The following is a 21,138-nucleotide window of genomic DNA, read 5'->3' on the forward strand; positions in this document are numbered from 1 at the left end:
GCCGCGGCCGAAGAGTGCTCTGCCACGAGGAGGGGGTCGCCATGACCCGACCGTCCGCCCGTCACGTCCTGCCCGAGTTCACCGAGCGCACGAGTGCCGGGACCCGGACGACGGATCCGTACTCGAAGCTGCTGGAGGAGCGGATCGTCTTCCTCGGCACACCGGTCGACGAGATCTCCGCGAACGACGTGATGGCGCAGTTCATGTACCTGGAGCACCAGGCGCCCGACCGTGACATCGCGCTCTACATCAACTCCCCCGGCGGCTCCTTCACCGCGATGACCGCGATCTACGACACGATGCAGTACGTCGCGTGCGACGTGGAGACGACCTGCCTGGGCCAGGCCGGCGCGTCCGCCGCGGTACTGCTGGCCGCGGGCACACCGGGCAAGCGCTCGATACTGCCGGGCGCGCGGGCCGTGATCCACCAGCCGGCGCTGACCGAGCCGGTGCGGGGGCAGGCCAGTGATCTCGGCATCCAGGCCGACGAACTGACCCGCGTCCGGGCCCGGCTGGAGGAGCTGCTCGCCCGGCACACCGGCCGCGGCCCCGGGCAGGTCCGCGCCGACCTCGAACGGGAGATGATCCTGGACGCCCACCAGGCCGTGGAGTACGGCCTGGTGGACCGGATCGTGCCCAACCGGGGAGCCGCGCAGGCCGCCCCCGCCACCGGGTGAGCGGCGCGTGCTGCCACCGGAGCTGCCGCCCCTGCCCGCCCTGACCCGCGCGGAGTGCGAGCTGATCGACCGGTACCTGGACGCGGTCGACCTGCTCGGGCGCATCAATCCCGCGCAGGACGGTGACACCTACCGGGCGCTGCGGGCCGCCCAGACGCTGGTCGGCAGGGCGGCGGCCCTGCGGGACGCGCTGGAGCTGATGCACCGCCGCGGCGAGACGGACCTGCACTCCGGCACGCTCGCCCGCGCGCTGCGCGTCCTGGACGGCGAGCGGCGCACGGCCCGGGTCGGCCTTCCGCCACCGTCCGGCAGTTGAGGAGCCCGCGGCCGAAACGGACCAAACGGCTTACCGCCCTTCGGCGTAGATACACCTCCGATTTCCGGCTGCCCGAACTTGCGGCCGCGTCGACCGGAACCCCCGGCCGGGACCGCTCCACCACTGGTCCGGGGGCGGCACCGCACTCGACAGGAATTCGAACACGGAGGCTGGAAACCCGAACGGGTGAGTGGTGAGTAACAACACAAAGGGCACGTTCCGTTGGGAATTACCCGGCGGCCGGGACAAGATCCGTGACTGACGACAAGCCCCCGCCGCAGCGGCGGGGCGGTCCGGGCGGACGCCGAGTCCTGCCGCCGCCCGGACGACCGGTCGCGAGGGAAGTGGATCGGCAGGAGTGGAGGACCCGAGCACGACGGGTCGCCGGAACGGTCGTCTCCGCGGGAGACGCACCGGACCGGGCAGCCCTTGGGGTGAAGCCGCACTCGTGCGGCCGGGCAACTTCGCCAGCCCGAATCCGACAGGTCATCCTTCACAGGCGGCTGACGAAGGGTTGCGCATGTCCGCGCTCAATCGTGTCCCGTCCCTGATGGCCCGTGCCGGCACGGCCTCCGCCCTCACTCTCGCCGCCGTGAGCGGTTCCGTCGTGGTCCCCGGTGTCGCCTCCGAGGCGGCGGCCGCGAGCCATGCGTCCAAGGCCCTCAAGATCGCGGCCTCCAAGAAGGGCTCCCCCTACCGTTGGGGTGCCACCGGGCCCCACCGTTTCGACTGCTCCGGCCTGACGCTGTACTCGTTCAAGAAGGCCGGCAAGAAGCTGCCGCGCACCGCGGCCCAGCAGTACAACAAGACCAGCCGCGTCTCGGCCAAGAGCCGCAGGACCGGAGACCTCGTGTTCTTCCACTCGGGCAGCAGCGTCTACCACGTCGGCATCTACGCCGGGAAGAACCGGATCTGGCACGCGCCGAAGACCGGCGCCGTGGTGCGCCTGGAGAGGATCTGGAGCTCGAGCGTCTGGTACGGCCGGGTCAAGTAGCCCGCCCGGCGGGGTGACGGTGTACTGCCACACCGTCACCCCGTCGAGTGCGTCCCGTACTCGCAGGCCGTGGCCGGCTCGGGGGCGGCCGGCCGGCCCGGGGAGGCCCAGGGCAGTTCGACGGAGACGGTCTTGCCGCCCTCCCTCGTGGGCCTGACGCGCAGTCTGCCGCCGCACTCCGCGGTCAGCCAGCGGATGATCACCAGGCCGCGGCCGTTGTCCTGCTGCACGGCCGCGGGCAGCCGCTTGGGAAAGCGCGGGTGGCTGTCCGTGACGCCCAGGCGCAGCCGCTCGTCCCGGTCGAGCACGATGGCGACCGTGAAGGTGGGCGACTGCCCGAACGTGTGCTGCACCGCGTTGGTGGCCAGCTCCGAGACGATGAGCCGCACCGTCTCGGACAGGTCGGTGTCCGCCGGCAGACCCCACTCCACCAGCGTGCCGATCACATAGGTGCGGGCGGCGGCCACCGAGGCCGGATCGCTCGGCAGAGTGACGGATGCTTCCAGAAGGTCTGCCATGGCGATGTCGTCCCTTTCTCACGGGACCGCGGCCCGACATGGAGCGGATGGTTCGAGTACGGTCCCGGACTGGTGCTTCGCCGCCAGATTGCCATCACCCGGCCGGTGAAGGACGGCGATCCACCAAGAGTGCATATATCTGTCGCTCGATGCGGTGAACTCTGCAACGGCAGAGCGTATTTGGGCGACTCACCGGGAGTAAGGAAGTGGCCCATGCAACACGGTCCCGTGGTGCGCCGGCGGAAACTCGGCGCGGAATTACGTGCCCTGCGCACGACGGCGGGCTTCACCAGCGGGGAGGCGGCCCGGCTGGTGGGCTGGCACCAGTCGAAGGTCAGCCGGATCGAGACCGGCACGAGCGGGGCGAAACCCGCCGACGTGCGGTTGCTGCTGGACGCGTACGGCGTCGCCGACGACCAGTTGCGGGACCTGCTGGTGATGCTGGCCCGCCCCGAGGACACCGGCGGCCGGCCCCACTGGTGGCACGCCTACCGCGGGGTGCTGCCCACGGCGTACCGGGACTTCATCGACCTGGAGTCGCAGGCCAGCGCGATGCGCACGCTGGAGACGACGGTGATTCCCGGCCTGCTCCAGACGCCGGAGTACGCCCGCGAGGTGACCCGCGTCGCGGGGGACGGCAGGACGGCGGAACAGTTGGACACCCTGGTGGAGGTCCGGTTGGCCCGCCAGGACGTGCTGCGCGGCGAGCCGCCGCTGGAGCTGAGCGCGGTCCTGGACGAGGCGGTGCTGCGCCGACAGGTGGGAGGGGCGGGGGTGATGGCCCGTCAGCTGGCCCGGCTGAACGAGGCCGCCCGGCTGCCGCACGTCCGGCTGCAGGTCCTGCCGTTTGCCGCCGGGGCACACATCGGTGTCACCGGCCCTTTCGTAATCTTCTCCTTTGCGAGCACTTCTGATCTAGATGTGGTTGTTATCGACCACTTGACGAGTAGCTTGCACCTCGAACGGAAAGAAGACCTAGAGGCCTACACCGAGGCCTTCAACGCCCTTCTGATCCATGCCCTTTCGCCCGAGGACTCGTTGGACTTCATCGCCGCGACCGCGGCAGGCGCGTAAGGAGGCACACCATGTCAGGCTCCATTCCGGAAACCGACCCGACCATCCCCGTCAGTACCGATCTGCCCGGCGTACGGTGGCTGCGCAGCAGTCACAGCACCGGGGCGAACAACTGCGTGGAGACGTCCCGACCGGGGCCCGGCCGCTGGGCCGGACGGCTCGCCGTGCGGGACTCCAAGAACCCGGCCGGTCCGGCTCTGCTCTTCTCCCCCGAGAGCTGGGCGTCCTTCACCGCCGGGGTCGACCGCGGCTGACCCGCGGAAGGTCAGCGACGCACGGCCGTGTCACGCCGACTCATGGTCGCGTCTCGCCGATCACCCGTACAGCCCGTTCGATGTCGCTCCCGGAGAGGTCCGCGCGAGCGGTCAGCCTGAGCCGTGAGACGCCGTCGGGCACGGAAGGAGGACGGAAACACCCCACGGACAGGCCCGCTGTGCGGCAGGCGGCCGCCCACCGCACGGCCTCCTCGGGGGAGTCCGCACGCACCGAGACGACCGCGGCGTCGGGGCGTACCGCCCACAGGCCCGCGGCGGTCAGGCGCGCGTGCAGGTCGGCGGCGACGCCACGGGCCCGCGCCGCGCGTTCGGGCTCGCGACGCAGCAGGGTCAGGGCCGCCAGGGCCGCGCCCGCCGCCGCGGGGGCGAGTCCGGTGTCGAAGACGAACGTCCGGGCCGTGTTGACCAGGTGGTCGATCACCCGGGCGGGGCCGAGCACGGCGCCGCCCTGAGCCCCCAGCGACTTGGACAGCGTCACCGTGGCGACGACGTCGTCGCGGCCCGCGAGCCCTGCCGCGTGCGGGGCGCCGCGACCCCCGGGGCCGAGCACGCCCAGGCCGTGGGCGTCGTCGACGACCAGCCCGGCGCGGCGCTCCCGGCACGCCTCGGCGAGGGCGGTCAGGGGCGCCGCGTCGCCGTCGACCGAGAACACCGTGTCGGAGACGGCGATCGCGGGGCCCTCGTGCGTCGCCAGGGCCTTGCGCATGGCGTCCGGTTCGGCGTGCGCCACGACCTGGGTCGTACCGCGGGCGAGCCGGCAGCCGTCGATCAGCGAGGCGTGGTTCTGCGCGTCGGAGACGACGAGACTGCCGTACGGAGCCAGCGAGGTGACCGCGGCGAGGTTGGCCGCGTAGCCGGAGGAGAGGACGAGGGCGGCCTCGAACCCGCAGAAGTCGGCCAGTTCGCGTTCGAGCGCGGTGTGCAGTTCGGTGGTCCCGGTCACGAGCCGCGACCCGGTCGCGCCGCCGCCCCAGGTCCGCGCGGCCCGGGCGGCACCCTCGGCGACCTCGGGATGCCGGGCCAGTCCGAGGTAGTCGTTGCTCGCCAGGTCCAGGAGCGGCGACTGGGCCGGACGGGGGCGCAGCACCCGTACGAGTCCCGCCCGGCGGCGCGCCCGGGCCTGCTCGTCGATCCAGCCGAACGCCATGACTCGCTCCTCGGGAGTTTTGTAGGCAGTGGACAGACACTAGCGGCCCCGCCACCCCCGCGAGGTGTGGCAATACCCACACGTCGATCTGCCAGTGTTGTACGAAGTCTCCTTGGCCCCCGGTGGCCCCTTAGGACAGGATCGGCTCTCATGGACCTGCTGAACACGCTGGTGGACAAGGGGCTTCGGCGCGTGTCGCCGACCCGCGAGGAGGCGCTCGCCGTCCTCGCCTCTTCCGACGAAGACCTGCTCGACGTGGTGGCCGCGGCCGGCAAGGTGCGCCGTCACTGGTTCGGCCGGCGGGTGAAACTCAACTACCTCGTCAACCTCAAGTCCGGCCTGTGCCCCGAGGACTGCTCCTACTGCTCGCAGCGGCTGGGCTCCAAGGCGGAGATCCTCAAGTACACCTGGCTGCGGCCCGGCCAGGCCACCGCCGCAGCGGCGGCCGGAGTGGCCGGCGGCGCCAAGCGGGTGTGCCTGGTGGCCAGCGGACGCGGTCCGACCGACCGGGATGTGGACCGCGTCTCGGACACCATCAGGGCCATCAAGGAGCAGGACGGGGCCGTCGAGGTGTGCGCCTGCCTGGGGCTGCTCTCCGACGGCCAGGCGGAGCGGCTGCGCGCGGCGGGCGCCGACGCCTACAACCACAACCTCAACACCTCCGAGGCGACGTACGGCGACATCACGACGACGCACACGTACGCCGACCGGGTGGACACGGTGAACAAGGCGCACGCGGCCGGTCTGTCCGCCTGCTCGGGTCTCATCGCGGGCATGGGCGAGAGCGACGGGGACCTGGTCGACGTGGTGTTCGCGCTGCGCGACCTGGACCCCGACTCGGTGCCGGTCAACTTCCTGATCCCGATGGAGGGCACGCCGCTCGCCAAGGAGTGGCACCTGACTCCGCAGCGGTGCCTGCGGATCCTGGCGATGACGCGGTTCGTCTGCCCGGACGCCGAGGTGCGCATCGCGGGCGGGCGGGAGGTCCATCTGCGCACGATGCAGCCGCTCGCCCTGCACCTGGCCAACTCGATCTTCCTCGGCGACTACCTCACCAGCGAGGGCCAGGCGGGCCACGCGGACCTGGAGATGATCGCGGACGCCGGCTTCGAGGTGGAGGGCGCCGCGGAGGTCACCCTGCCGGAGCACCGTGCCGGGGCCCGCGGCGGCGGGTGCGGCTCGCCCACGGGCGCCGACGGCGGTGCTGCCGGGGGCTGCGGCTCGCACGCGGGCGGCGGGGTGTGCGCCCCGGCGCCCGCGGCGCGCGCCGAGGAGCCCCGTACGGACCTGGTGGCGGTACGCCGCCGCGGCGCCGGCACGGACCTCGCGCCCAATGCCTGAGCCCGTGCCGGACGTGGCCGAGTTGCTGGCGCTGGACCGGCGGCACGTCTGGCACCCGTACGGTCCGATGCCCGGCCGGCAGGACCCGCTCGTCGTCGGGTCGGCGAGCGGGGTGCGGCTGCGGCTCGCCGACGGCTCCGGCGAACTGGTCGACGGCATGTCGTCGTGGTGGTCGGCGATCCACGGCTACAACCACCCGGTACTGAACGAGGCGGCGCGCGGGCAGCTGGAGCGGATGAGCCACGTGATGTTCGGCGGGCTCACCCACGAGCCCGCCGTGCGGCTGGCGAAGCTCCTTGTCGACATGTCGCCCGAGGGCCTTGAGCACGTGTTCCTGGCCGACTCCGGATCGGTGTCGGTCGAGGTCGCCGTCAAGATGTGCCTGCAGTACTGGCGTTCGCTGGGCCGCCCGGAGAAGCACCGCCTGCTCACCTGGCGCGGCGGCTACCACGGCGACACCTGGCAGCCCATGTCGGTGTGCGACCCCGAGGGCGGGATGCACGAGCTGTGGTCCGGCGTCCTGCCGCGCCAGGTCTTCGCGGACGCGCCGCCGGCGGAGTACGACGAGGAGTACGCCGACCGGCTGCGGTCGCTGGTCGAGCGGCACGCCGGCGAACTGGCCGCGGTGGTCGTGGAACCGGTGGTGCAGGGCGCGGGCGGGATGCGCTTCCACTCCCCCGCGTATCTGCGCGTGCTGCGGGAGGCGTGCGACGCGCACGGCGTGCTGCTGGTGTTCGACGAGATCGCCACCGGTTTCGGGCGTACGGGCGCGCTGTTCGCGGCGGAGCACGCGGCGGTGACGCCCGACGTGATGTGCGTGGGCAAGGCGCTGACCGGCGGTTACCTGACCATGGCGGCCACGCTGTGCACGTCGCGGGTGGCGGAGGGCATCTCGCGCGGTGAGGTGCCGGTGCTGGCCCACGGTCCGACGTTCATGGGCAATCCGCTGGCGGCGGCCGTGGCGTGCGCGTCCGTCGGGCTGCTGCTCGGCCAGGACTGGCTCGGCGAGGTCGAGCGCGTCGAGGCGGGCCTGCGCGAGGGGCTCGCGCCCGCCGCCGGGCTGCCGGGCGTGCGGGACGTACGGGTGCTCGGCGCGATCGGCGTGGTGCAGCTCGACCACCCCGTGGACATGCGGGCGGCGACGGAGGCGGCCGTGCGCGAGGGCGTGTGGCTGCGCCCGTTCCGCGACCTGGTCTACACCATGCCGCCGTATGTCGCGGACGACGCGGACGTGGCACGGATCGCCCGCGCGGTGTGCGCGGCGGCACGGGAGGGATGACATGCCGGTACTCGTGATCACGGGCACGGGCACGGAGGTCGGCAAGACCGTCGTGACCGCCGCCGTCGCCGCCGCCGCGCTGGCCGCGGGCCGGTCGGTGGCGGTGCTGAAGGCGGCGCAGACCGGCGTCGGTCCGCACGAGGCGGGGGACGCCCTGGAGGTGGCGCGGCTCGCGGGCCCCGTCACGGCGGCCGAAGTGGCGCGCTATCCCGAGCCGTTGGCGCCGGGTAGGGCAGCCCGCCGGGCCGGACGGGCGGCCGTGCGTCCCCGGGAGGTCGCCGAAGCGGCGGAGAAGCTGGCCGTCGAGCACGATCTGGTGCTGGTCGAGGGGGCGGGCGGGCTGCTCGTCCGTTTCGACGCGGCCGGCGGGACGCTGGCGGACGCGGCCGGGCTGCTGGGCGCGCCGGTGCTGCTGGTGGCGTCGGCGGGCCTCGGCACGCTGAACACCACGGAGCTGACGGCGCGTGAACTGCGCTCCCGCGGGCTGGCGCTGCCGGGCGTGGTGATCGGCAGCTGGCCCGACGCACCGGACCTCGCCTCGCGCTGCAACGTCGCGGACCTCCCGGACGTGGCCGGCGCACCCCTGCTGGGTGCCGTGCCCGCCGGTGCGGGCGCCCTGGCGCCGCCGACGTTCCGCTCCGCGGCGCCGAACTGGCTGGCACCGCGCCTGGACGGCACGTGGGACGCGACCGGGTTCACGCTGCACGAGGCGGCGCCCTGACGGACGGAACGGCCCGCCAAGGGTCCCGGCGCCCGTCGGTGCACGGCACCTACGGTCATACGGGAGCGGCGGGTGCCGTCGGCGAGTCCGCGGCACCGGCGAGGGCGCGGCAGCGGTGGGTGTGCGGCCCGGCTACGGGGGACGATGGCCGTAGGCACCCCTCGTGAGGGAGGTCCCATGGCGCTGCGGTCCGGCCGTGCCCCCGGGGTGCCGCGGGACGCCGTGCAGCGAGGCCTTCGACGCGGCGGTGGTCTCGCTCGTACTGTGCAGCGTCCGCGACTTACCGCGGGCGCTCGCGGAGCTGCGGCGGGTGCTGCGGCCGGGGAGCCAGGTGCGGTTCTTCGAGCACGGGCGGGGCGGCGGGCGCGTGATGGCTTCACCCGGCGCGCGCCGGACCGCACGCTGTGGCCCCCGCTGTCCGGCGGCTGCCACGTGTCGCGCGAACCGGGCGCCGCACTGCGGGACGCGGGTTCACGCTCGGGCCCTGCCGGCGGGTGGTGATGCCGCCGGGCGGACCGGCGCTGCCGAGTTCGTACTGCGTGCTCGGCACGGCCTGGCGGCCCGTCTGAGGGCCCGCGCGCTCAGGCACGCCACCGGCGCAGTTCGTCCGCGATCGCGTCGACGCCCGCCTCGCCCTTCTTGACCAGCAGGGCCAGATCCCGCACCCGCTCGGGCGTGGTGGCGACCGGGACGCCGCTCGCGACCAGGTAGGCGTAGGCGACCGCGGAGGCGAACAGGGCGTTGGAGCGCTCCAGCGCCGGGACGTGGATCAGCAGTTGGAGCAGGGCGGCGGCGCGGGCGTGCGGGCTGTCGTAGACGGGGGTGTCGAATATCTCGGCCCGGTGCCGGGCGACGGCCGCGACGAGCGCTCCCCAGTCGGTGACCTGGGGGTCCCCGGGAGTGCGCTGCTCGGCGAGCATCAGCAGCCAGGCGAGGTCGATGGTGAGGTCGTTCATTCCGGAAGCGTGCGACGGCTCAGCGGCGGCCTTCGCCGATCTCCTCGGCGAACACCTGCTCGTACTGCTTCATGAAGTCGGCCGCGGCCTCCACGAAGGTGTGGCCGGCCTCGCCGGTGTCCTTGCGGACCAGTTCCTCGATGTAGCGGTTGACGCTCATCCCCCGTGCCGTGGCCTTCTCGCGGGCGGCCCGGGCGGTGCCCTCGTCCACGCGCACGTTCAGCTGGGCCTTCTGGGTCTTCGCCATACCTGGAAGCTAGCGCCGGAGTGCTAGTCGTGGCAAGGTCCGCAGGTGACGGGCCGGTCCGCATGGCGGAATTGCGCACGGGCGACCGCCCGGCATGGTGGTATCGCCGCATGAGTGATCAGCCGAGTGACGTGCCGGGTGTTCCGCCGGGCGACCTGCCGAAGGACCTGCCCGACGACCTGCTCCTGCGGTCCGCCGGAGCGGCCGACCTGGACGCGGTGCTGGCCTTCTGGAAGGCGGCCGCGGAGGGGACCAGCATCAGCGACGACCGCGAGGGCGTGGAGCGGCTGGTCGCCCGCGACCCCGAGGCGCTGCTGCTGGCCGAGGCGGGCGGGGACCTGGTGGGCACGGTGATCGCCGGCTTCGACGGCTGGCGCTGCCATCTGTACCGGCTGGCGGTGCGCCCGGACCACCGGCGCCGGGGCATCGGCTCGGCCCTGCTCGCGGCGGCCGAGGAGCGGTTCGTACGGCTGGGCGGTCGCCGCGGGGACGCGATGGTACTGCGGCGCAACGAGCGGGCCCAGCATGCCTGGCGGGCCGCCGGGTACGCGCCCGAGGAGCAGTGGCGACGCTGGGTGAAGCCGCTCGCCGAGTGAGCGGGCCGGCCCGAGCGGCCGGAGCGCGTGACCGCCCGAACCGACCGAAAGGCTGAACACCGCCGCATGAGCGATCCCCGGGCAGACGCTTCGTCCCGCGTATCCGGTACTTCCGGCGCTTCCCACGCCCGCGAAGCCTCCCGCGCGCCCCGTCCTCCGTCCGGCGCACGCCCCGGTGTCTCCCCCGGCTCACCAGATCGCGCGCGCCTCGGGGTCCTGGCCGATCATGGACCCGAGGTGACCCGATGACCGAAGTGCTCCTGCTGCTGGCGGCGGTCCTGCTGTCGCTCATGTGCGGCGCCTTCGTCGCGGCCGAGTTCTCGCTGACCACCGTCGAACGCGGCGAGCTGGAGCGGGCGGCGGAGCGCGGCGAGCGGGGCGCGGCCGGCGCGCTGAAGGGCGTACGGAACCTGACCTTCCAACTGTCCGGGGCGCAGCTCGGCATCACGGTCACCAACCTGGTGGTCGGCATGCTGGCCGAACCCTCGGTCGCGGCTCTGATCGCGGGCCCGCTGGAGGACCTGGGGGCATCGCGCTCGACGGCGTCGTCGCTGGCGCTGGTGCTGGGCACGGCCCTGTCGACGGTCTTCCTGATGATCGTCGGCGAGCTGGTGCCGAAGAACTGGGCGATCTCCTCCCCGCTGGCCGTGGCCAAACGGGTCGGCGGTCCGCAGCGCTGGTTCAGCGCGGCCTTCCGGCCCTTCATCGGCCACCTCAACAACACGGCCAACCGGATCGTGCGCCGCTTCGGCGTGGAGCCGGCCGAGGAACTGGCCTCCGCGCGCGGCCCGCAGGAACTGGCGGCCCTGGCGCGGCACTCGGCCAAGGAGGGCGCTCTGGAGCCCGACACGGCCGAGTTGTTCGTGCGGACCCTGAACCTGGCGGACCTGACGGCCCAGAACGTGATGACCCCGCGCGTGCAGGTCGTCGCCCTCGACACCTCCGCCACGTGCGAGGACGTGGCCGACGCGACCCGGGCGACCGGTCTGTCGCGGTTCCCCGTGTACCGGGACAGCCTGGACGCGGTGGTGGGGACCGCCCACGTCAAGGACGTGCTGGCGGTGCCGGCCGAACGGCGGCCCGGGATGCCGGTCACCGAGCTGATGCGCGAACCGCTGCTGGTGCCGGAGTCGCTCACCGTGGACCGGCTGCTCGACCGGCTCTCCGGGCGGCGCACGATGGCCGTGGTGATCGACGAGTACGGCGGGACCGCGGGCGTAGCCACGCTGGAGGACATCGTGGAGGAGGTCGTCGGCGAGGTGCGGGACGAGCACGACCCGCACGAGACGCCCGAGCTGGACCCGGCCGGCACCGACGAACAGGGGCACGCCCTGTACTGGGCGGACGGTTCGGCCCGCGTGGACCGGCTCGCGCGGCTGGGCCTGCGGGTGCCCGAGGGCCCGTACGAGACGGTCGCCGGGCTGGTCGCGGCGGAGCTGGGGCGCATCCCGGACGTGGGCGACACCCTGGACGTCACCGGCTGGCGGCTGGAGGTCGTGGACGCCACCGGACGCCGGGCGGCCCGGGTGCTGCTGCACGCACCGCTCGACGACGTCACCGGCGGGACGGCCGGGACGGGCGGGACGGGCCGCGGGGACCAGCACGGGGAGGCCGGGCGATGACCGCCGTACAGCTGCTGATCGGTCTGGCGACGCTCGTCGTCAACGCGTTCTTCGTGGGCGCGGAGTTCGCGCTCATCTCGGTGCGCCGCAGCCAGGTGGAGCCGTACGCGGACGAGGGCGACCGGCGTGCGAAGCGCGTGCTGTGGGGTCTCGAACACGTGTCGGCGCTGCTGGCGGCGACCCAGCTCGGCATCACCCTGTGCACGCTGGTCCTCGGCATCGTGGCGGAACCGGCGATCGCCCGGCTGCTTGAGCCGGTGTTCCACGCCGTGGGCGTGCCCTCCGGCGCGGGCCACGCGGTGTCCTTCGTGATCGCCCTGGCAGTGGCGACGTACCTGCACATGCTGCTCGGCGAGATGGTGCCGAAGAACATCGCGCTGGCCGAGCCGGTGCGCAGCGCGCTGCTCCTCGGGCCGCCGCTGGTGGCCCTGTCCCGGGCTCTGCGGCCCGTGATCTTCACGATCAACGCCCTCGCCAACGGCCTGCTCAAGCTGCTCCGAGTGGAGGCGAAGGACGAGGTCGCGGCCACCTTCACGGACACGGAGCTGGCGGACATCGTCAAGGACGCGGGCGAGGCCGGGCTGATCGACGACCGGGCCCGGGAGCGGCTGCACGACGCCCTGGAGCTGGGCCGGAGGCCGGTGCGGGACGTGGTGCTGCCGCTGGAGCGCGTCGTCCACGCACGCGTGGGGGTCACTCCGGAGCAGTTGGAGCAGCTGTCCGCCGAGTCGGGGTTCTCCCGCTTCCCGGTGGTGGACGCCGGCCGGCGCATCGTCGGCTACCTGCACGTGAAGGACGCCCTGGACGCCGCGCCGCGCGACGTGGCGTTCCGGCTGCGGGACATGCGGCCCATCGCCCGGGTGCGGGAGCGGACCCCGATGGACGACGTGCTGACCGCGATGCGGCGCAGCCGCACGCACGTGGCGGCCGTCCTCGGGTCCGACGGACGGCTGGCGGGGCTGGTGACGATGGAGGACGTACTGCGGGAGCTGTTCGGGCAGCGGACGTGAGCCGCCGACCACCGTCGCCGGCGGTCTGCGGGGAAGGGCGACCGACCGGCGGGTATGTGTAGGGGCTACCATTTCTGTCGCCATGCAGACGAACCCCACCCACACCAGCCTCGTCGCCCTCGGCGACTCCTTCACCGAGGGCATGTCGGACCGGCTGCCCGACGGCTCCTACCGCGGCTGGGCCGACCTCCTCGCCGCCCGGATGGCGGCCCGCGCCCCGGGCTTCCGGTACGCCAACCTCGCGGTGCGCGGGAAGCTCATCGGGCAGATCGTCGACGAGCAGGTCGACGTGGCGGCGGCCATGGGGGCCGACGTGATCACCCTGGTCGGCGGGCTCAACGACACCCTGCGGCCCAAGTGCGACATGGCCCGGGTGCGGGATCTGCTGACGCAGGCGGTGGAGCGGCTGGCCCCGAGCTGCGAGCAGCTGGTGCTGATGCGCAGCCCCGGCCGCCAGGGACCGGTCCTCGACCGGTTCCGGCCCCGTATGGAGGCCCTGTTCGCGATCATCGACGACCTGGCGGCCCGGCACGGCGCCGTGGTCGTCGACCTGTACGGGGCCCGGTCGCTGGCCGACCCGCGGCTGTGGGACGTGGACCGGCTGCATCTGACGGCCGACGGGCACCGCCGGGTCGCGGAGGCCGTGTGGCAGGCGCTCGGTCACGAGGCCGAGGACCCCGACTGGCACGCGCCGGTTCCGGCGACACCGCCCCCCGGCTGGATCATGCGCCGCGGCGCCGACGTCCGGTTCGCCCGGCAGCACCTGCTGCCCTGGATGGGCCGCAGGCTGACCGGCCGGTCGTCCGGCGACGGCCGGCCGCCCAAGCGCCCGGAGCTGCTGCCGTACGAGGACGCCGCGCCCTGATCCCGGACCGCGCAGGCCGCTCGTAGGTTCCGACGAAGAACCCCCCGGCACCGGCCTGCACGAATCGCCAGTAGAATTCCGCTACGTGACTTCCGCTCCCGCCAAGCCCCGCATCCCGAACGTCCTCGCCGGACGCTACGCCTCCGCCGAGCTCGCCACGCTCTGGTCGCCCGAGCACAAGGTGAAGCTGGAGCGCCGGCTCTGGCTCGCCGTGCTGCGGGCCCAGAAGGACCTCGGCATCGAGGTGCCCGACGCCGCGCTCGCCGACTACGAGCGCGTCCTCGACCAGGTCGACCTGGCCTCGATCGCCGAGCGCGAGAAGGTCACGCGGCACGACGTGAAGGCGCGGATCGAGGAGTTCAACGACCTCGCCGGGCACGAGCACGTGCACAAGGGCATGACCTCCCGCGACCTGACGGAGAACGTGGAGCAGCTGCAGGTCCGGCTGTCGCTGGAGCTGGTGCGCGACCGTTCGGTGGCCGTCCTGGCCCGTCTGGGCAAGCTGGCCGGCGAGTACGCCGAGCTGGTCGTGGCCGGGCGCTCCCACAATGTCGCCGCGCAGGCCACGACGCTGGGCAAGCGGTTCGCCACCGCGGCCGACGAGCTGCTGGTGGCGTACGGCCGGGTCGAGGAGCTGCTCGGCCGCTACCCGCTGCGCGGCATCAAGGGTCCGGTCGGCACCGCGCAGGACATGCTGGACCTGCTCGGCGGCGACGCCGGCAAGCTCGCCGAGCTGGAGCGGCGGATCGCCGGGCACCTGGGCTTCTCGCAGGCGTTCACCTCCGTCGGCCAGGTCTACCCGCGCTCGCTGGACTACGAGGTGGTCACCGCGCTGGTGCAGCTCGCGGCGGCGCCGTCCTCGCTGGCCAAGACGGTCCGCCTGATGGCCGGGCACGAGCTGGTCACCGAGGGCTTCAAGCCCGGCCAGGTCGGCTCCTCCGCGATGCCGCACAAGATGAACACCCGCTCCTGCGAGCGTGTCAACGGCCTGATGGTGATCCTGCGCGGCTACGCGTCGATGACCGGGGAGCTGGCGGGCGACCAGTGGAACGAGGGCGACGTGTCCTGCTCGGTGGTCCGCCGGGTCGCGCTGCCCGACGCGTTCTTCGCGCTGGACGGCCTCCTGGAGACGTTCCTGACCGTCCTCGACGAGTTCGGCGCCTTCCCGGCGGTCGTGGCCCGGGAGCTGGACCGCTACCTGCCGTTCCTGGCCACCACCAAGGTGCTGATGGGCTCGGTGCGGGCCGGGGTGGGCCGCGAGGTCGCGCACGAGGCGATCAAGGAGAACGCGGTGGCCTCCGCGCTGGCGATGCGCGAGCAGGGCGCCGAGCGCAACGAACTCCTCGACAAGCTCGCCGACGACGAGCGCATTCCGCTGGACCGCGCCGCCCTGGACGCGCTGATGGCCGACAAGCTCTCGTTCACCGGCGCGGCGGCCGACCAGGTCGGTGCCGTCGTCGGACGGATCGAGGACATCGTCAAGCGGCACCCGGAGGCCGCGGGCTACACGCCCGGAGCCATCCTCTGACCCGCTTCACCCGGGCCGAGCTGGAGGCCGCCCGCGACCGTCTCGTGCCGGACGTCGTCGCGGACGGTCTCGATGTGCTGTTCTGCGGCATCAACCCCGGCCTGATGACGGCGGTGACCGGCCACCACTTCGCGCGGCCCGGCAACCGGTTCTGGCCGGTGCTCCACCTGTCCGGGTTCACGCCGCGGCTGTTGATCCCCTCGGAGCAGGACGAACTGCCGTCGTACGGGCTCGGGATCACCAACGTCGTGGCGCGGGCCAGCGCGCGGGCGGACGAGCTGACCGCCGAGGAGTACCGGGAGGGCGGGCGGCTGCTGGTCTCCAAGGTCGCGCGTCTGCGGCCGCGTTGGCTCGCCGTGGTCGGTGTCACCGCGTACCGGGCGGCCTTCGACGACCGGCACGCGCGGGTGGGGCCGCAGGAGCGGACGTTCGGCGGCACGCGGGTGTGGGTGCTGCCGAACCCCAGCGGGCTGAACGCCCACTGGACGGCGCAGACGATGGCGGAGGAGTTCGCCCGGCTGCGGGTCGCGGCACGGGCGGACACGGAGGCGTAGGACCGGCGGCCGGCACCCGGTGGCCACCGGTCTTCCGGCGGGCCCCCGGGACCGCGGCGCCGGTCACGGCGGGGCGTTCCGCGCGATCACGGCCAGGAGCTGCACCTCGTCCGTCTCGTCCCGGTCGGCGACGGCCACCGCGACCCAGCGGCCGGTGCCCCGGACCTCCCAGACGTACGCCACGCGCGCGCGTGCGCTCAGGCCGGCCCAGGGCTCGGGTATCTCCTCCCTCTCGGTCCGCAGCAGGACCGTCTGCAGGTTCCACGGGAGGGTCTCGCCCCAGCGCGGCGCCAGGCGTTCGAACAGGGCGTCCCTGGTCTTCTCGTACTGATCCACCGTCGCCGCCCGTTCGCCCGGATCGCCCGTACGCAGGCCGTGGCTCGACTCCAGTACCGCCGTGAAGTGGCCGGGAGCCCCGGTGACCCCGTCCGACGGGCCGTGCTCCGCCGGGAAGGGGCGGTGGCACAGCTCGTCGACGAGGGCGATGTGCCGCGCGATGTCCATGCCCCCAGTAAACCGGCCGCCACTGACAATTGGCTGCCCGTCAGCCCGTCCCCGGCGGTCAGGCGTCCCGGGTGCACAGCCGCCAGGCACCCGCGGCGAGTGCGGCGGCCGCCCACAGCGCGGTCACCGCCAGCCCGCTCCAGGGGCCGAGCGGCCCGTCGGACGTCTGGTGCAGGACGACTTGCCCCGCCTGGTCCGGCAGGAAGCGGGCGGCGCTGCCGGCCGCGTCCCCGATCACGAAGGAGACGACGAGGATGAACGGGATGAGGGTGGACAGGGTGGCCACGCCACTGCGGAACAGGGCGGTGAGACCGGCCGCGAACAGGGCGATGAGCATGAGGTAGATCCCGCACCCCAGGACGCCGCGGGCCTGCTCGCCGGCGGAGAGGCCGGCCGCCGCGCCGCCGAGGACGGCGCGCGCGGTGAACAGGGCGGTGAGCCCGGTGACCAGCCCCACGACGAGGACCGGTACGGCGACGGCCGTCAGCTTGGCCGCGAACCACCGGCCGCGCCGCGGGACGGCGGCCAGCGAGAGCCGGATCGCGTTCCCGTGGTACTCGGCGGAGACGGTCAGGGCACCGAACACGATCGCCGCGATCTGGCCGGGCCACACGCCGGACAGGGACGCGAACAGCGGGTCGGAGCCGGGGTCGGCGGCGCCGGAGCCGGCGGCCAGTGCGGAGAACGCCGTGACGGCCAGGAACACGGCCGGCAGGGTGCCGTACAGCGGGCGCAGAGTGCGGATCTTGAGGGCCTCCGCGCGGAGCACGGGCGTGAACGGCATGTCAGGCCTCCTGGGGCTGTGCGGTGAACTCGGTCTCGGTGGCGGTCAGGTCGAGGTAGGCCTGCTCCAGCGTGCCCGTGTCCGCGGTGAGTTCGAGGACGGGTACGCCCGCGTCGGACAGGAGGCGGCCGACGTCCTCCACGCGCGCGTGGTGCACGGTCCAGTACCCGTCGTCGTGTTCCACGGCCTCGTGGCCGTGCCGGGCGACGGCGGCCCTGAGCGCGGCGGCGTCCGGGGTGCGGACGCGGACGCGCGGCTGCACGCGCGCGTCGATGAAGTCCCGCATCGGCAGGTCGGCGAGCAGCCGGCCCCGGCCGAGGACCACCAGGTGGTCGGCGAAGGAGGCGGTCTCGTTCATCAGATGGCTGGAGACGAGCACCGTGCGCCCCTGGGCCGCGAGCCGGCGCAGCAGTTCGCGGATCCACACGATGCCCTCGGGGTCGAGACCGTTGGCGGGCTCGTCGAGCATCACCGCCTCGGGGTCGCCCAGCAGGGCGGCGGCGATGCCCAGGCGCTGACGCATGCCCAGGGAGTACGTCCCGACCCGGCGGCGGGCCACCGCCGCGATGCCCGTCTCCTCCAGGACCTCGTCGACCCGGCGCGCCGCGATGCGGTTGCTCGCCGCCAGGACGCGCAGGTGGTCCCGCGCGGTGCGCGAACCGTGGGCGGAGTCCGAGTCGAGCAGGGCACCGACGTGGCGCAGCGGCTCGGCGAGGGTGCGGTAGGGGCGGCTCCCGACGGTCGCGGTCCCGGACGTCGGCCGGTCGAGGCCGAGGACGAGCCGCATGGTGGTGGACTTGCCGGCGCCGTTCGGGCCGAGGAAACCGGTGACGCGGCCGGGGCGGACGGTGAAGGTGAGATCGTCCACGGCCCGCCGGGTGCCGTACTCCTTGGTGAGGTTCCGGACGTCGATGCTGGTCATGGGAGCAGCGTGCCCCGGAGTGGGGCGCGGTGGCCTCCCCCGCGCGAGGACGGCGTCTCCCCCGTGCGGGGGAGCCCGGCTGTCGGCGCCGGGTGGCACGATGACGCGATGGTCCGCCTGCTGCGCCCGCTGGCCCGCGGGGCGACGTACACGCGCCTTCTGCACCTGTGGGTGCCGATGGCGGCGCTCAGCGTGTGGCTGTGGGTCCAGCCGGAGCTGCCGTGGGTGCCGCTGCTCGTGCTGGTCCCGGTGGGCCTGGTCCCCGGGGTGCGCGTGGGCGAGGGGGCGCAGGCGCGGCTGCTGCTGACGCCGGGCGAGCCGGAGTCCCAGTGGGCGGCGCGGCCCGCCGCGGCCTGGCGGGACCGGTGGCGGACCGTGCTGTGGCTGCAGCTGCGGATGGTGCTGGGCGGGGTGGCGGCGTGCGGCACGGTGTGGCTGCCGCTCCTGTCGTACGCCCTGGCCGCCCGTGCGGTGGGGCACGGGACCGGGGAGCCGGCCGCCCTGGGCGGTGCGGAACCGCAGTGGCTGTACGCCCTGTTGGCGCCGCTCCCGCTGGTCGTGCTGTACGCGCTGGTGGTCGGGCTGGGCGAGCTGGTGACCGCCGCCGGACGGCGTCTGCTCGGTCCTTCGGCCGCCGAGCGCCTCGCGGCCCTGGAGGAGCGCACCGACCAGCTCCTGGAACGCACCCGCATCGCGCGCGAGCTGCACGACTCCATCGGCCACGCGCTGACCGTGGCCGTCCTGCAGGCGGGCGCCGCCCGCGCGGCGGACAGCCCCGAGTTCACCGACCGGGCCCTGACGGCGATCGAGGAGACCGGCAGGGCGGCACTGGAGGACCTGGAGCGGGTGCTCGGCGTGCTGCGGGAGGCGGGGAGGCCCGCGGGCCCCCGGCCGACGCTCACCGAAGCGGACCGGCTCCTGGAGTCGGCGCGCGCCTCCGGTACCAGGGTCGACGCCGAGGTCACGGGCCCGCTGGAGAGCCTGCCGGGCCCGGTCTCCCGCGAGGGCTACCGCATTCTCCAGGAGGCGCTGACCAATGTGCTGCGGCACGCGGGCGCGGTGCCGGCGCGGGTGCGGGTCGAGGTGTCGGGGGGCGCGCTCGTCCTGGAGGTGCGCAACGCGCTGCCGGCGTCCGGCACCGAGGCCGGCCGCGGCAGCGGACTGCGCGGCATACGCGAGCGGGCGGCGCTGCTGGGCGGGCGGGCTTGCACGGGGCCGGACGGCACCGGGGACTGGCGGGTACGCGTCGAGCTGCCGGCGGGCTGATCTACGCTGGGCCGATGCCGGTCACAGTGCTGCTCGTCGACGACGAACCGCTGGTGCGCGCGGGTCTGCGGGCGGTGCTGGAGGCGCAGCCTGACATCGAGGTGGCCGGGGAGGCCGCGGACGGGGCGGCGGTCGTGCCGCTGGTGCGGCGGTTGCGTCCCGACGTGGTCGCCATGGACGTCCGGATGCCGCTGCTGGACGGGATCGAGGCGACGCGCGCGCTGCTGCGGACGGTGTCGGACCCGCCGAGGATCCTGGTGGTGACGACCTTCGAGAACGACGAGTACGTGTACGAGGCGCTGCGGGCGGGCGCCGACGGGTTCCTGCTCAAGCGCGCCCGGCCGGCCGAGATCGTGCACGCGGTCCGGCTGATCGCCGAGGGCGAGTCCCTGCTGTTCCCCGCCTCGGTGCGGCGGCTGGCCGCCGAGTACGGCGACGGCGGTGGCAACCGCGCGGCCCGCGCGGAGTTGGAACGGGCGCGGCTGACCGACCGGGAGGGCGAGGTGCTCCGGCTGATGGCGCGCGGGCTGTCGAACGCGGAGATCGCCGCCCGGCTCGTGGTCGGCACCGAGACGGTGAAGTCCCACGTGAGCGCGGTGCTGGCGAAGCTGGGGGCGCGGGACCGCACGCAGGCGGTGATCACGGCGTACGAGTCGGGGTTCGTGACGCCCGGGTGAGGCGCCCCTCCGGGCCGGGAAGAGGCCGACCGGCACTCGCCGGGGTGGAGCGGGCCGAGTACGATCCGGGCCACACGCACGAGCTGGGAGGACGGACCTTGGCAGGCCTGACCGGCGGGGATCCGTCGCTGTTGCGGAGGATCAACTCCACTGTGGTGCTGCACGCGTTGCGTGCGACGGACTCGGCGACGCTGACCGAGATCACCCGGGTGACGGGACTGTCCCGGCCGACCGTCGAGGGCGTGGTCGAGGGGCTGATCGAAGCCGGTCTGGTGGTCGAGGCGGCCGCCGACGAGGGCACGGCGCGGCGGCAGGGGCGCCCCGCGCGGCGGTTCCGGTTCCGGGCGGAGGCCGGGCACCTGCTGGGCCTTGAGATCGGCCCGCACCGCGTCGCCGCGCTCCTGTCCGACCTGGACGGCCGGGTGATCGGCGCGCAGGCCAAGGACGTGGGCGAGGGCGCCCCGGCCGACGAGCGGCTGGAGCGGCTGCGCACGGCCGTCGCCGAGCTGCTGCGCAGGGCCGGTGTCGCCCGCGGGTCGCTGCGGGCCGTGGGAGCGGGCACCCCGGGGATCGTCGAGGCGGACGGCACGGTCCGGCTGGGTACCGCGCTGCCCGGGTGGACGGGGCTCGGTCTGGGCGAGCGGCTGAGCCGGTCCTTCAGGTGTCCGGTGCTGGTGGAGAACGACGCGAACGCGGCCGCGGTCGCCGAGCACTGGAAGGGCGCGGCCACCGGGTCCGACGACATGGTGTTCGTGCTGGCCGGGCTGAGCCCGGGGGCCGGGGCACTGATCGGCGGCCGGCTGCACCGGGGGTACGGCGGGGCGGCCGGGGAGATCGGCGCGCTGCATCTGCTGGGCCGGGACGTGACGCCGGAGACGCTGCTGTCCACCACGGACGAGCCGCTGCACCCGCTGGACGAGCAGGCGGTCGCCAAGGTGTTCGCCGAGGCCCGGGAGGGCGACCGGCGGGCCCGTGCGGCCGTGGAGCGGTTCATCCAGCGGCTGGTGCACGACGTGGCGGCGCTGGTGCTGGCCCTGGACCCGGAGCTGGTCGTCGTCGGCGGCTGGGCGGCGGGACTGGACGGCGTACTGGAGCCGTTGCGCCGGGAGCTGGCCCGCTACTGCCTGCGTCCGCCGCGGGTGGCGCTGTCGCTGCTGGGCGAGGCCGCCGTCGCGACGGGGGCGCTGCGGCTGGCCCTCGACCACGTGGAGGAGGAGTTGTTCGCCGTGGAGGGCGCGACGGCACGCCGCTGAGCCGCCGCGCGC

Annotated in this window: 24 protein-coding genes, 1 pseudogene and 1 riboswitch; of the genes and pseudogenes, 18 read left to right on the top strand and 7 right to left on the bottom strand. The window is 74.0% G+C overall.

Annotated features, from left to right (window positions below; genetic code table 11):
• Window positions 1-41 precede the first annotated feature (41 nt).
• From IG94_RS0102710 to IG94_RS0102720, 3 genes are all read left to right on the top strand, one after another.
• Window positions 42-677, top strand: coding sequence for an ATP-dependent Clp protease proteolytic subunit (locus IG94_RS0102710; RefSeq protein WP_031030340.1), 636 nt, complete (start codon window positions 42-44; stop codon window positions 675-677).
• A 7-nt stretch (window positions 678-684) separates the two neighbouring features.
• The gene (locus IG94_RS0102715) at window positions 685-993 is read left to right on the top strand and encodes a hypothetical protein (protein WP_031030343.1); all 309 of its coding nucleotides are present in this window, start codon (window positions 685-687) and stop codon (window positions 991-993) included.
• A gap of 372 nt (window positions 994-1,365) precedes the next feature.
• Window positions 1,366-1,510, top strand: a riboswitch (cyclic di-AMP (ydaO/yuaA leader).
• A 3-nt stretch (window positions 1,511-1,513) separates the two neighbouring features.
• Window positions 1,514-1,987: a C40 family peptidase gene (locus IG94_RS0102720; protein WP_031030346.1), complete on the top strand. Its 474-nt coding sequence runs from the start codon at window positions 1,514-1,516 to the stop codon at window positions 1,985-1,987.
• Between the two features lie 35 nt (window positions 1,988-2,022).
• Here IG94_RS0102720 and IG94_RS0102725 read toward each other — a convergent pair whose 3' ends face one another.
• Entirely contained in the window at window positions 2,023-2,505 is a 483-nt protein-coding gene (locus tag IG94_RS0102725) for an ATP-binding protein (protein ID WP_052410529.1), read from the bottom strand.
• A gap of 213 nt (window positions 2,506-2,718) precedes the next feature.
• Between IG94_RS0102725 and IG94_RS0102730 the strand changes: the two genes are divergently transcribed.
• Together IG94_RS0102730 and IG94_RS0102735 are read left to right on the top strand one after the other, a co-directional pair.
• Window positions 2,719-3,579, top strand: coding sequence for a helix-turn-helix domain-containing protein (locus IG94_RS0102730; protein WP_031030350.1), 861 nt, complete (start codon window positions 2,719-2,721; stop codon window positions 3,577-3,579).
• Window positions 3,580-3,590: 11 nt separating this feature from the next.
• Window positions 3,591-3,833, top strand: a complete 243-nt coding sequence (locus IG94_RS0102735; protein ID WP_031030352.1) for a DUF397 domain-containing protein — start codon at window positions 3,591-3,593, stop codon at window positions 3,831-3,833.
• Between the two features lie 40 nt (window positions 3,834-3,873).
• On the opposite strand, the gene IG94_RS0102740 is transcribed toward IG94_RS0102735, so the two are convergent.
• On the bottom strand, window positions 3,874-5,001 hold the full coding sequence (locus IG94_RS0102740; RefSeq protein ID WP_031030354.1) for an 8-amino-7-oxononanoate synthase: 1,128 nt from the start codon (window positions 4,999-5,001) through the stop codon (window positions 3,874-3,876).
• Window positions 5,002-5,151: 150 nt separating this feature from the next.
• Between IG94_RS0102740 and bioB the strand changes: the two genes are divergently transcribed.
• The 4 genes and pseudogenes from bioB to IG94_RS40140 form a co-directional block, all read left to right on the top strand.
• Window positions 5,152-6,342, top strand: coding sequence for a biotin synthase BioB (gene bioB, locus IG94_RS0102745; protein WP_031030357.1), 1,191 nt, complete (start codon window positions 5,152-5,154; stop codon window positions 6,340-6,342).
• Window positions 6,335-7,621 (top strand): adenosylmethionine--8-amino-7-oxononanoate transaminase, encoded by a 1,287-nt coding sequence (locus IG94_RS0102750; RefSeq protein ID WP_031030360.1) that lies wholly within the window; start codon window positions 6,335-6,337, stop codon window positions 7,619-7,621. The genes bioB and IG94_RS0102750 overlap by 8 nt, the downstream gene beginning before the upstream one ends.
• 1 nt (window position 7,622) lies before the next feature.
• Complete coding sequence (gene bioD, locus IG94_RS0102755; RefSeq protein ID WP_031030364.1) at window positions 7,623-8,342, top strand: dethiobiotin synthase; 720 nt, start codon at window positions 7,623-7,625, stop codon at window positions 8,340-8,342.
• Between the two features lie 226 nt (window positions 8,343-8,568).
• A pseudogene (locus IG94_RS40140) lies at window positions 8,569-8,911 on the top strand (class I SAM-dependent methyltransferase); the annotation flags it as partial.
• A 12-nt stretch (window positions 8,912-8,923) separates the two neighbouring features.
• Here the strand turns inward: IG94_RS40140 and IG94_RS0102760 are convergent.
• Both IG94_RS0102760 and IG94_RS0102765 read right to left on the bottom strand, forming a co-directional pair.
• Complete coding sequence (locus IG94_RS0102760) at window positions 8,924-9,298, bottom strand: hypothetical protein (RefSeq protein WP_031030367.1); 375 nt, start codon at window positions 9,296-9,298, stop codon at window positions 8,924-8,926.
• 19 nt (window positions 9,299-9,317) lie between these two features.
• Window positions 9,318-9,545 carry a toxin-antitoxin system HicB family antitoxin gene (locus IG94_RS0102765; RefSeq protein ID WP_031030370.1) on the bottom strand — a complete coding sequence of 76 codons (228 nt, stop codon included), beginning with the start codon at window positions 9,543-9,545 and terminating at the stop codon, window positions 9,318-9,320.
• 110 nt (window positions 9,546-9,655) lie between these two features.
• On the opposite strand from IG94_RS0102765, the gene IG94_RS0102770 reads away from it, so the two are divergent.
• From IG94_RS0102770 to mug, 6 genes are all read left to right on the top strand, one after another.
• A complete protein-coding gene (locus tag IG94_RS0102770; protein ID WP_078892142.1) occupies window positions 9,656-10,141 on the top strand; it encodes a GNAT family N-acetyltransferase in 486 nt (161 codons plus the stop codon).
• 245 nt (window positions 10,142-10,386) lie between these two features.
• Window positions 10,387-11,763: a hemolysin family protein gene (locus tag IG94_RS0102775; RefSeq protein WP_107060394.1), complete on the top strand. Its 1,377-nt coding sequence runs from the start codon at window positions 10,387-10,389 to the stop codon at window positions 11,761-11,763.
• Window positions 11,760-12,773, top strand: a complete 1,014-nt coding sequence (locus IG94_RS0102780; RefSeq protein WP_031030379.1) for a hemolysin family protein — start codon at window positions 11,760-11,762, stop codon at window positions 12,771-12,773. Before IG94_RS0102775 ends, IG94_RS0102780 begins: the two co-directional genes overlap by 4 nt.
• 82 nt (window positions 12,774-12,855) lie before the next feature.
• Window positions 12,856-13,638: an SGNH/GDSL hydrolase family protein gene (locus IG94_RS0102785; protein WP_031030381.1), complete on the top strand. Its 783-nt coding sequence runs from the start codon at window positions 12,856-12,858 to the stop codon at window positions 13,636-13,638.
• An 85-nt stretch (window positions 13,639-13,723) separates the two neighbouring features.
• Window positions 13,724-15,166 (top strand): adenylosuccinate lyase, encoded by a 1,443-nt coding sequence (purB, locus tag IG94_RS0102790; protein WP_031030384.1) that lies wholly within the window; start codon window positions 13,724-13,726, stop codon window positions 15,164-15,166.
• Window positions 15,163-15,720 carry a G/U mismatch-specific DNA glycosylase gene (mug, locus tag IG94_RS0102795; protein WP_078892145.1) on the top strand — a complete coding sequence of 186 codons (558 nt, stop codon included), beginning with the start codon at window positions 15,163-15,165 and terminating at the stop codon, window positions 15,718-15,720. The genes purB and mug overlap by 4 nt, the downstream gene beginning before the upstream one ends.
• Window positions 15,721-15,783: 63 nt before the next feature.
• Here the strand turns inward: mug and IG94_RS0102800 are convergent, their stop codons facing one another.
• The 3 genes from IG94_RS0102800 to IG94_RS0102810 are packed head-to-tail and all read right to left on the bottom strand — an operon-like array spanning window position 15,784 to window position 17,930.
• Window positions 15,784-16,224: a hypothetical protein gene (locus tag IG94_RS0102800; protein ID WP_031030391.1), complete on the bottom strand. Its 441-nt coding sequence runs from the start codon at window positions 16,222-16,224 to the stop codon at window positions 15,784-15,786.
• Window positions 16,225-16,282: 58 nt separating this feature from the next.
• Window positions 16,283-17,008 carry an ABC transporter permease gene (locus tag IG94_RS0102805; protein WP_031030393.1) on the bottom strand — a complete coding sequence of 242 codons (726 nt, stop codon included), beginning with the start codon at window positions 17,006-17,008 and terminating at the stop codon, window positions 16,283-16,285.
• A gap of 1 nt (window position 17,009) precedes the next feature.
• Complete coding sequence (locus IG94_RS0102810) at window positions 17,010-17,930, bottom strand: ABC transporter ATP-binding protein (RefSeq protein ID WP_031030395.1); 921 nt, start codon at window positions 17,928-17,930, stop codon at window positions 17,010-17,012.
• Between the two features lie 108 nt (window positions 17,931-18,038).
• On the opposite strand from IG94_RS0102810, the gene IG94_RS0102815 reads away from it, so the two are divergent.
• The 3 genes from IG94_RS0102815 (at window position 18,039) to IG94_RS0102825 (ending at window position 21,126) form a co-directional block, all read left to right on the top strand.
• Window positions 18,039-19,196, top strand: coding sequence for a sensor histidine kinase (locus IG94_RS0102815; protein ID WP_031030397.1), 1,158 nt, complete (start codon window positions 18,039-18,041; stop codon window positions 19,194-19,196).
• A gap of 14 nt (window positions 19,197-19,210) precedes the next feature.
• Window positions 19,211-19,873 (top strand): response regulator transcription factor, encoded by a 663-nt coding sequence (locus IG94_RS0102820; RefSeq protein WP_031030398.1) that lies wholly within the window; start codon window positions 19,211-19,213, stop codon window positions 19,871-19,873.
• A 98-nt stretch (window positions 19,874-19,971) separates the two neighbouring features.
• Entirely contained in the window at window positions 19,972-21,126 is a 1,155-nt protein-coding gene (locus IG94_RS0102825) for an ROK family transcriptional regulator (RefSeq protein ID WP_031030401.1), read from the top strand.
• Window positions 21,127-21,138: the final 12 nt, after the last annotated feature.

The sequence above is a fragment of the Streptomyces olivaceus genome (genome assembly GCF_000721235.1).
Taxonomy (GTDB): Bacteria; Actinomycetota; Actinomycetes; order Streptomycetales; family Streptomycetaceae; genus Streptomyces; species Streptomyces olivaceus.

Excerpts from the sequence above, each read along its gene's own strand:
- IG94_RS0102785 (WP_031030381.1), top strand. The coding sequence starts at position 12,856 with ATGCAGACGAACCCCACCCACACCAGCCTCGTCGCCCTCGGCGACTCC.
- IG94_RS0102770 (WP_078892142.1), top strand. The coding sequence starts at position 9,656 with ATGAGTGATCAGCCGAGTGACGTGCCGGGTGTTCCGCCGGGCGACCTG.
- IG94_RS0102725 (WP_052410529.1), bottom strand. The coding sequence starts at position 2,505 with ATGGCAGACCTTCTGGAAGCATCCGTCACTCTGCCGAGCGATCCGGCC.
- IG94_RS0102805 (WP_031030393.1), bottom strand. The coding sequence starts at position 17,008 with ATGCCGTTCACGCCCGTGCTCCGCGCGGAGGCCCTCAAGATCCGCACT.
- IG94_RS0102780 (WP_031030379.1), top strand. The coding sequence starts at position 11,760 with ATGACCGCCGTACAGCTGCTGATCGGTCTGGCGACGCTCGTCGTCAAC.
- IG94_RS0102800 (WP_031030391.1), bottom strand. The coding sequence starts at position 16,224 with ATGGACATCGCGCGGCACATCGCCCTCGTCGACGAGCTGTGCCACCGC.
- IG94_RS0102750 (WP_031030360.1), top strand. The coding sequence starts at position 6,335 with ATGCCTGAGCCCGTGCCGGACGTGGCCGAGTTGCTGGCGCTGGACCGG.
- IG94_RS0102710 (WP_031030340.1), top strand. The coding sequence starts at position 42 with ATGACCCGACCGTCCGCCCGTCACGTCCTGCCCGAGTTCACCGAGCGC.
- IG94_RS0102735 (WP_031030352.1), top strand. The coding sequence starts at position 3,591 with ATGTCAGGCTCCATTCCGGAAACCGACCCGACCATCCCCGTCAGTACC.
- IG94_RS0102760 (WP_031030367.1), bottom strand. The coding sequence starts at position 9,298 with ATGAACGACCTCACCATCGACCTCGCCTGGCTGCTGATGCTCGCCGAG.
- IG94_RS0102820 (WP_031030398.1), top strand. The coding sequence starts at position 19,211 with ATGCCGGTCACAGTGCTGCTCGTCGACGACGAACCGCTGGTGCGCGCG.
- bioD (WP_031030364.1), top strand. The coding sequence starts at position 7,623 with ATGCCGGTACTCGTGATCACGGGCACGGGCACGGAGGTCGGCAAGACC.
- IG94_RS0102740 (WP_031030354.1), bottom strand. The coding sequence starts at position 5,001 with ATGGCGTTCGGCTGGATCGACGAGCAGGCCCGGGCGCGCCGCCGGGCG.
- IG94_RS0102730 (WP_031030350.1), top strand. The coding sequence starts at position 2,719 with ATGCAACACGGTCCCGTGGTGCGCCGGCGGAAACTCGGCGCGGAATTA.
- IG94_RS0102810 (WP_031030395.1), bottom strand. The coding sequence starts at position 17,930 with ATGACCAGCATCGACGTCCGGAACCTCACCAAGGAGTACGGCACCCGG.
- IG94_RS0102775 (WP_107060394.1), top strand. The coding sequence starts at position 10,387 with ATGACCGAAGTGCTCCTGCTGCTGGCGGCGGTCCTGCTGTCGCTCATG.
- IG94_RS0102720 (WP_031030346.1), top strand. The coding sequence starts at position 1,514 with ATGTCCGCGCTCAATCGTGTCCCGTCCCTGATGGCCCGTGCCGGCACG.
- IG94_RS0102765 (WP_031030370.1), bottom strand. The coding sequence starts at position 9,545 with ATGGCGAAGACCCAGAAGGCCCAGCTGAACGTGCGCGTGGACGAGGGC.
- IG94_RS0102815 (WP_031030397.1), top strand. The coding sequence starts at position 18,039 with ATGGTCCGCCTGCTGCGCCCGCTGGCCCGCGGGGCGACGTACACGCGC.
- bioB (WP_031030357.1), top strand. The coding sequence starts at position 5,152 with ATGGACCTGCTGAACACGCTGGTGGACAAGGGGCTTCGGCGCGTGTCG.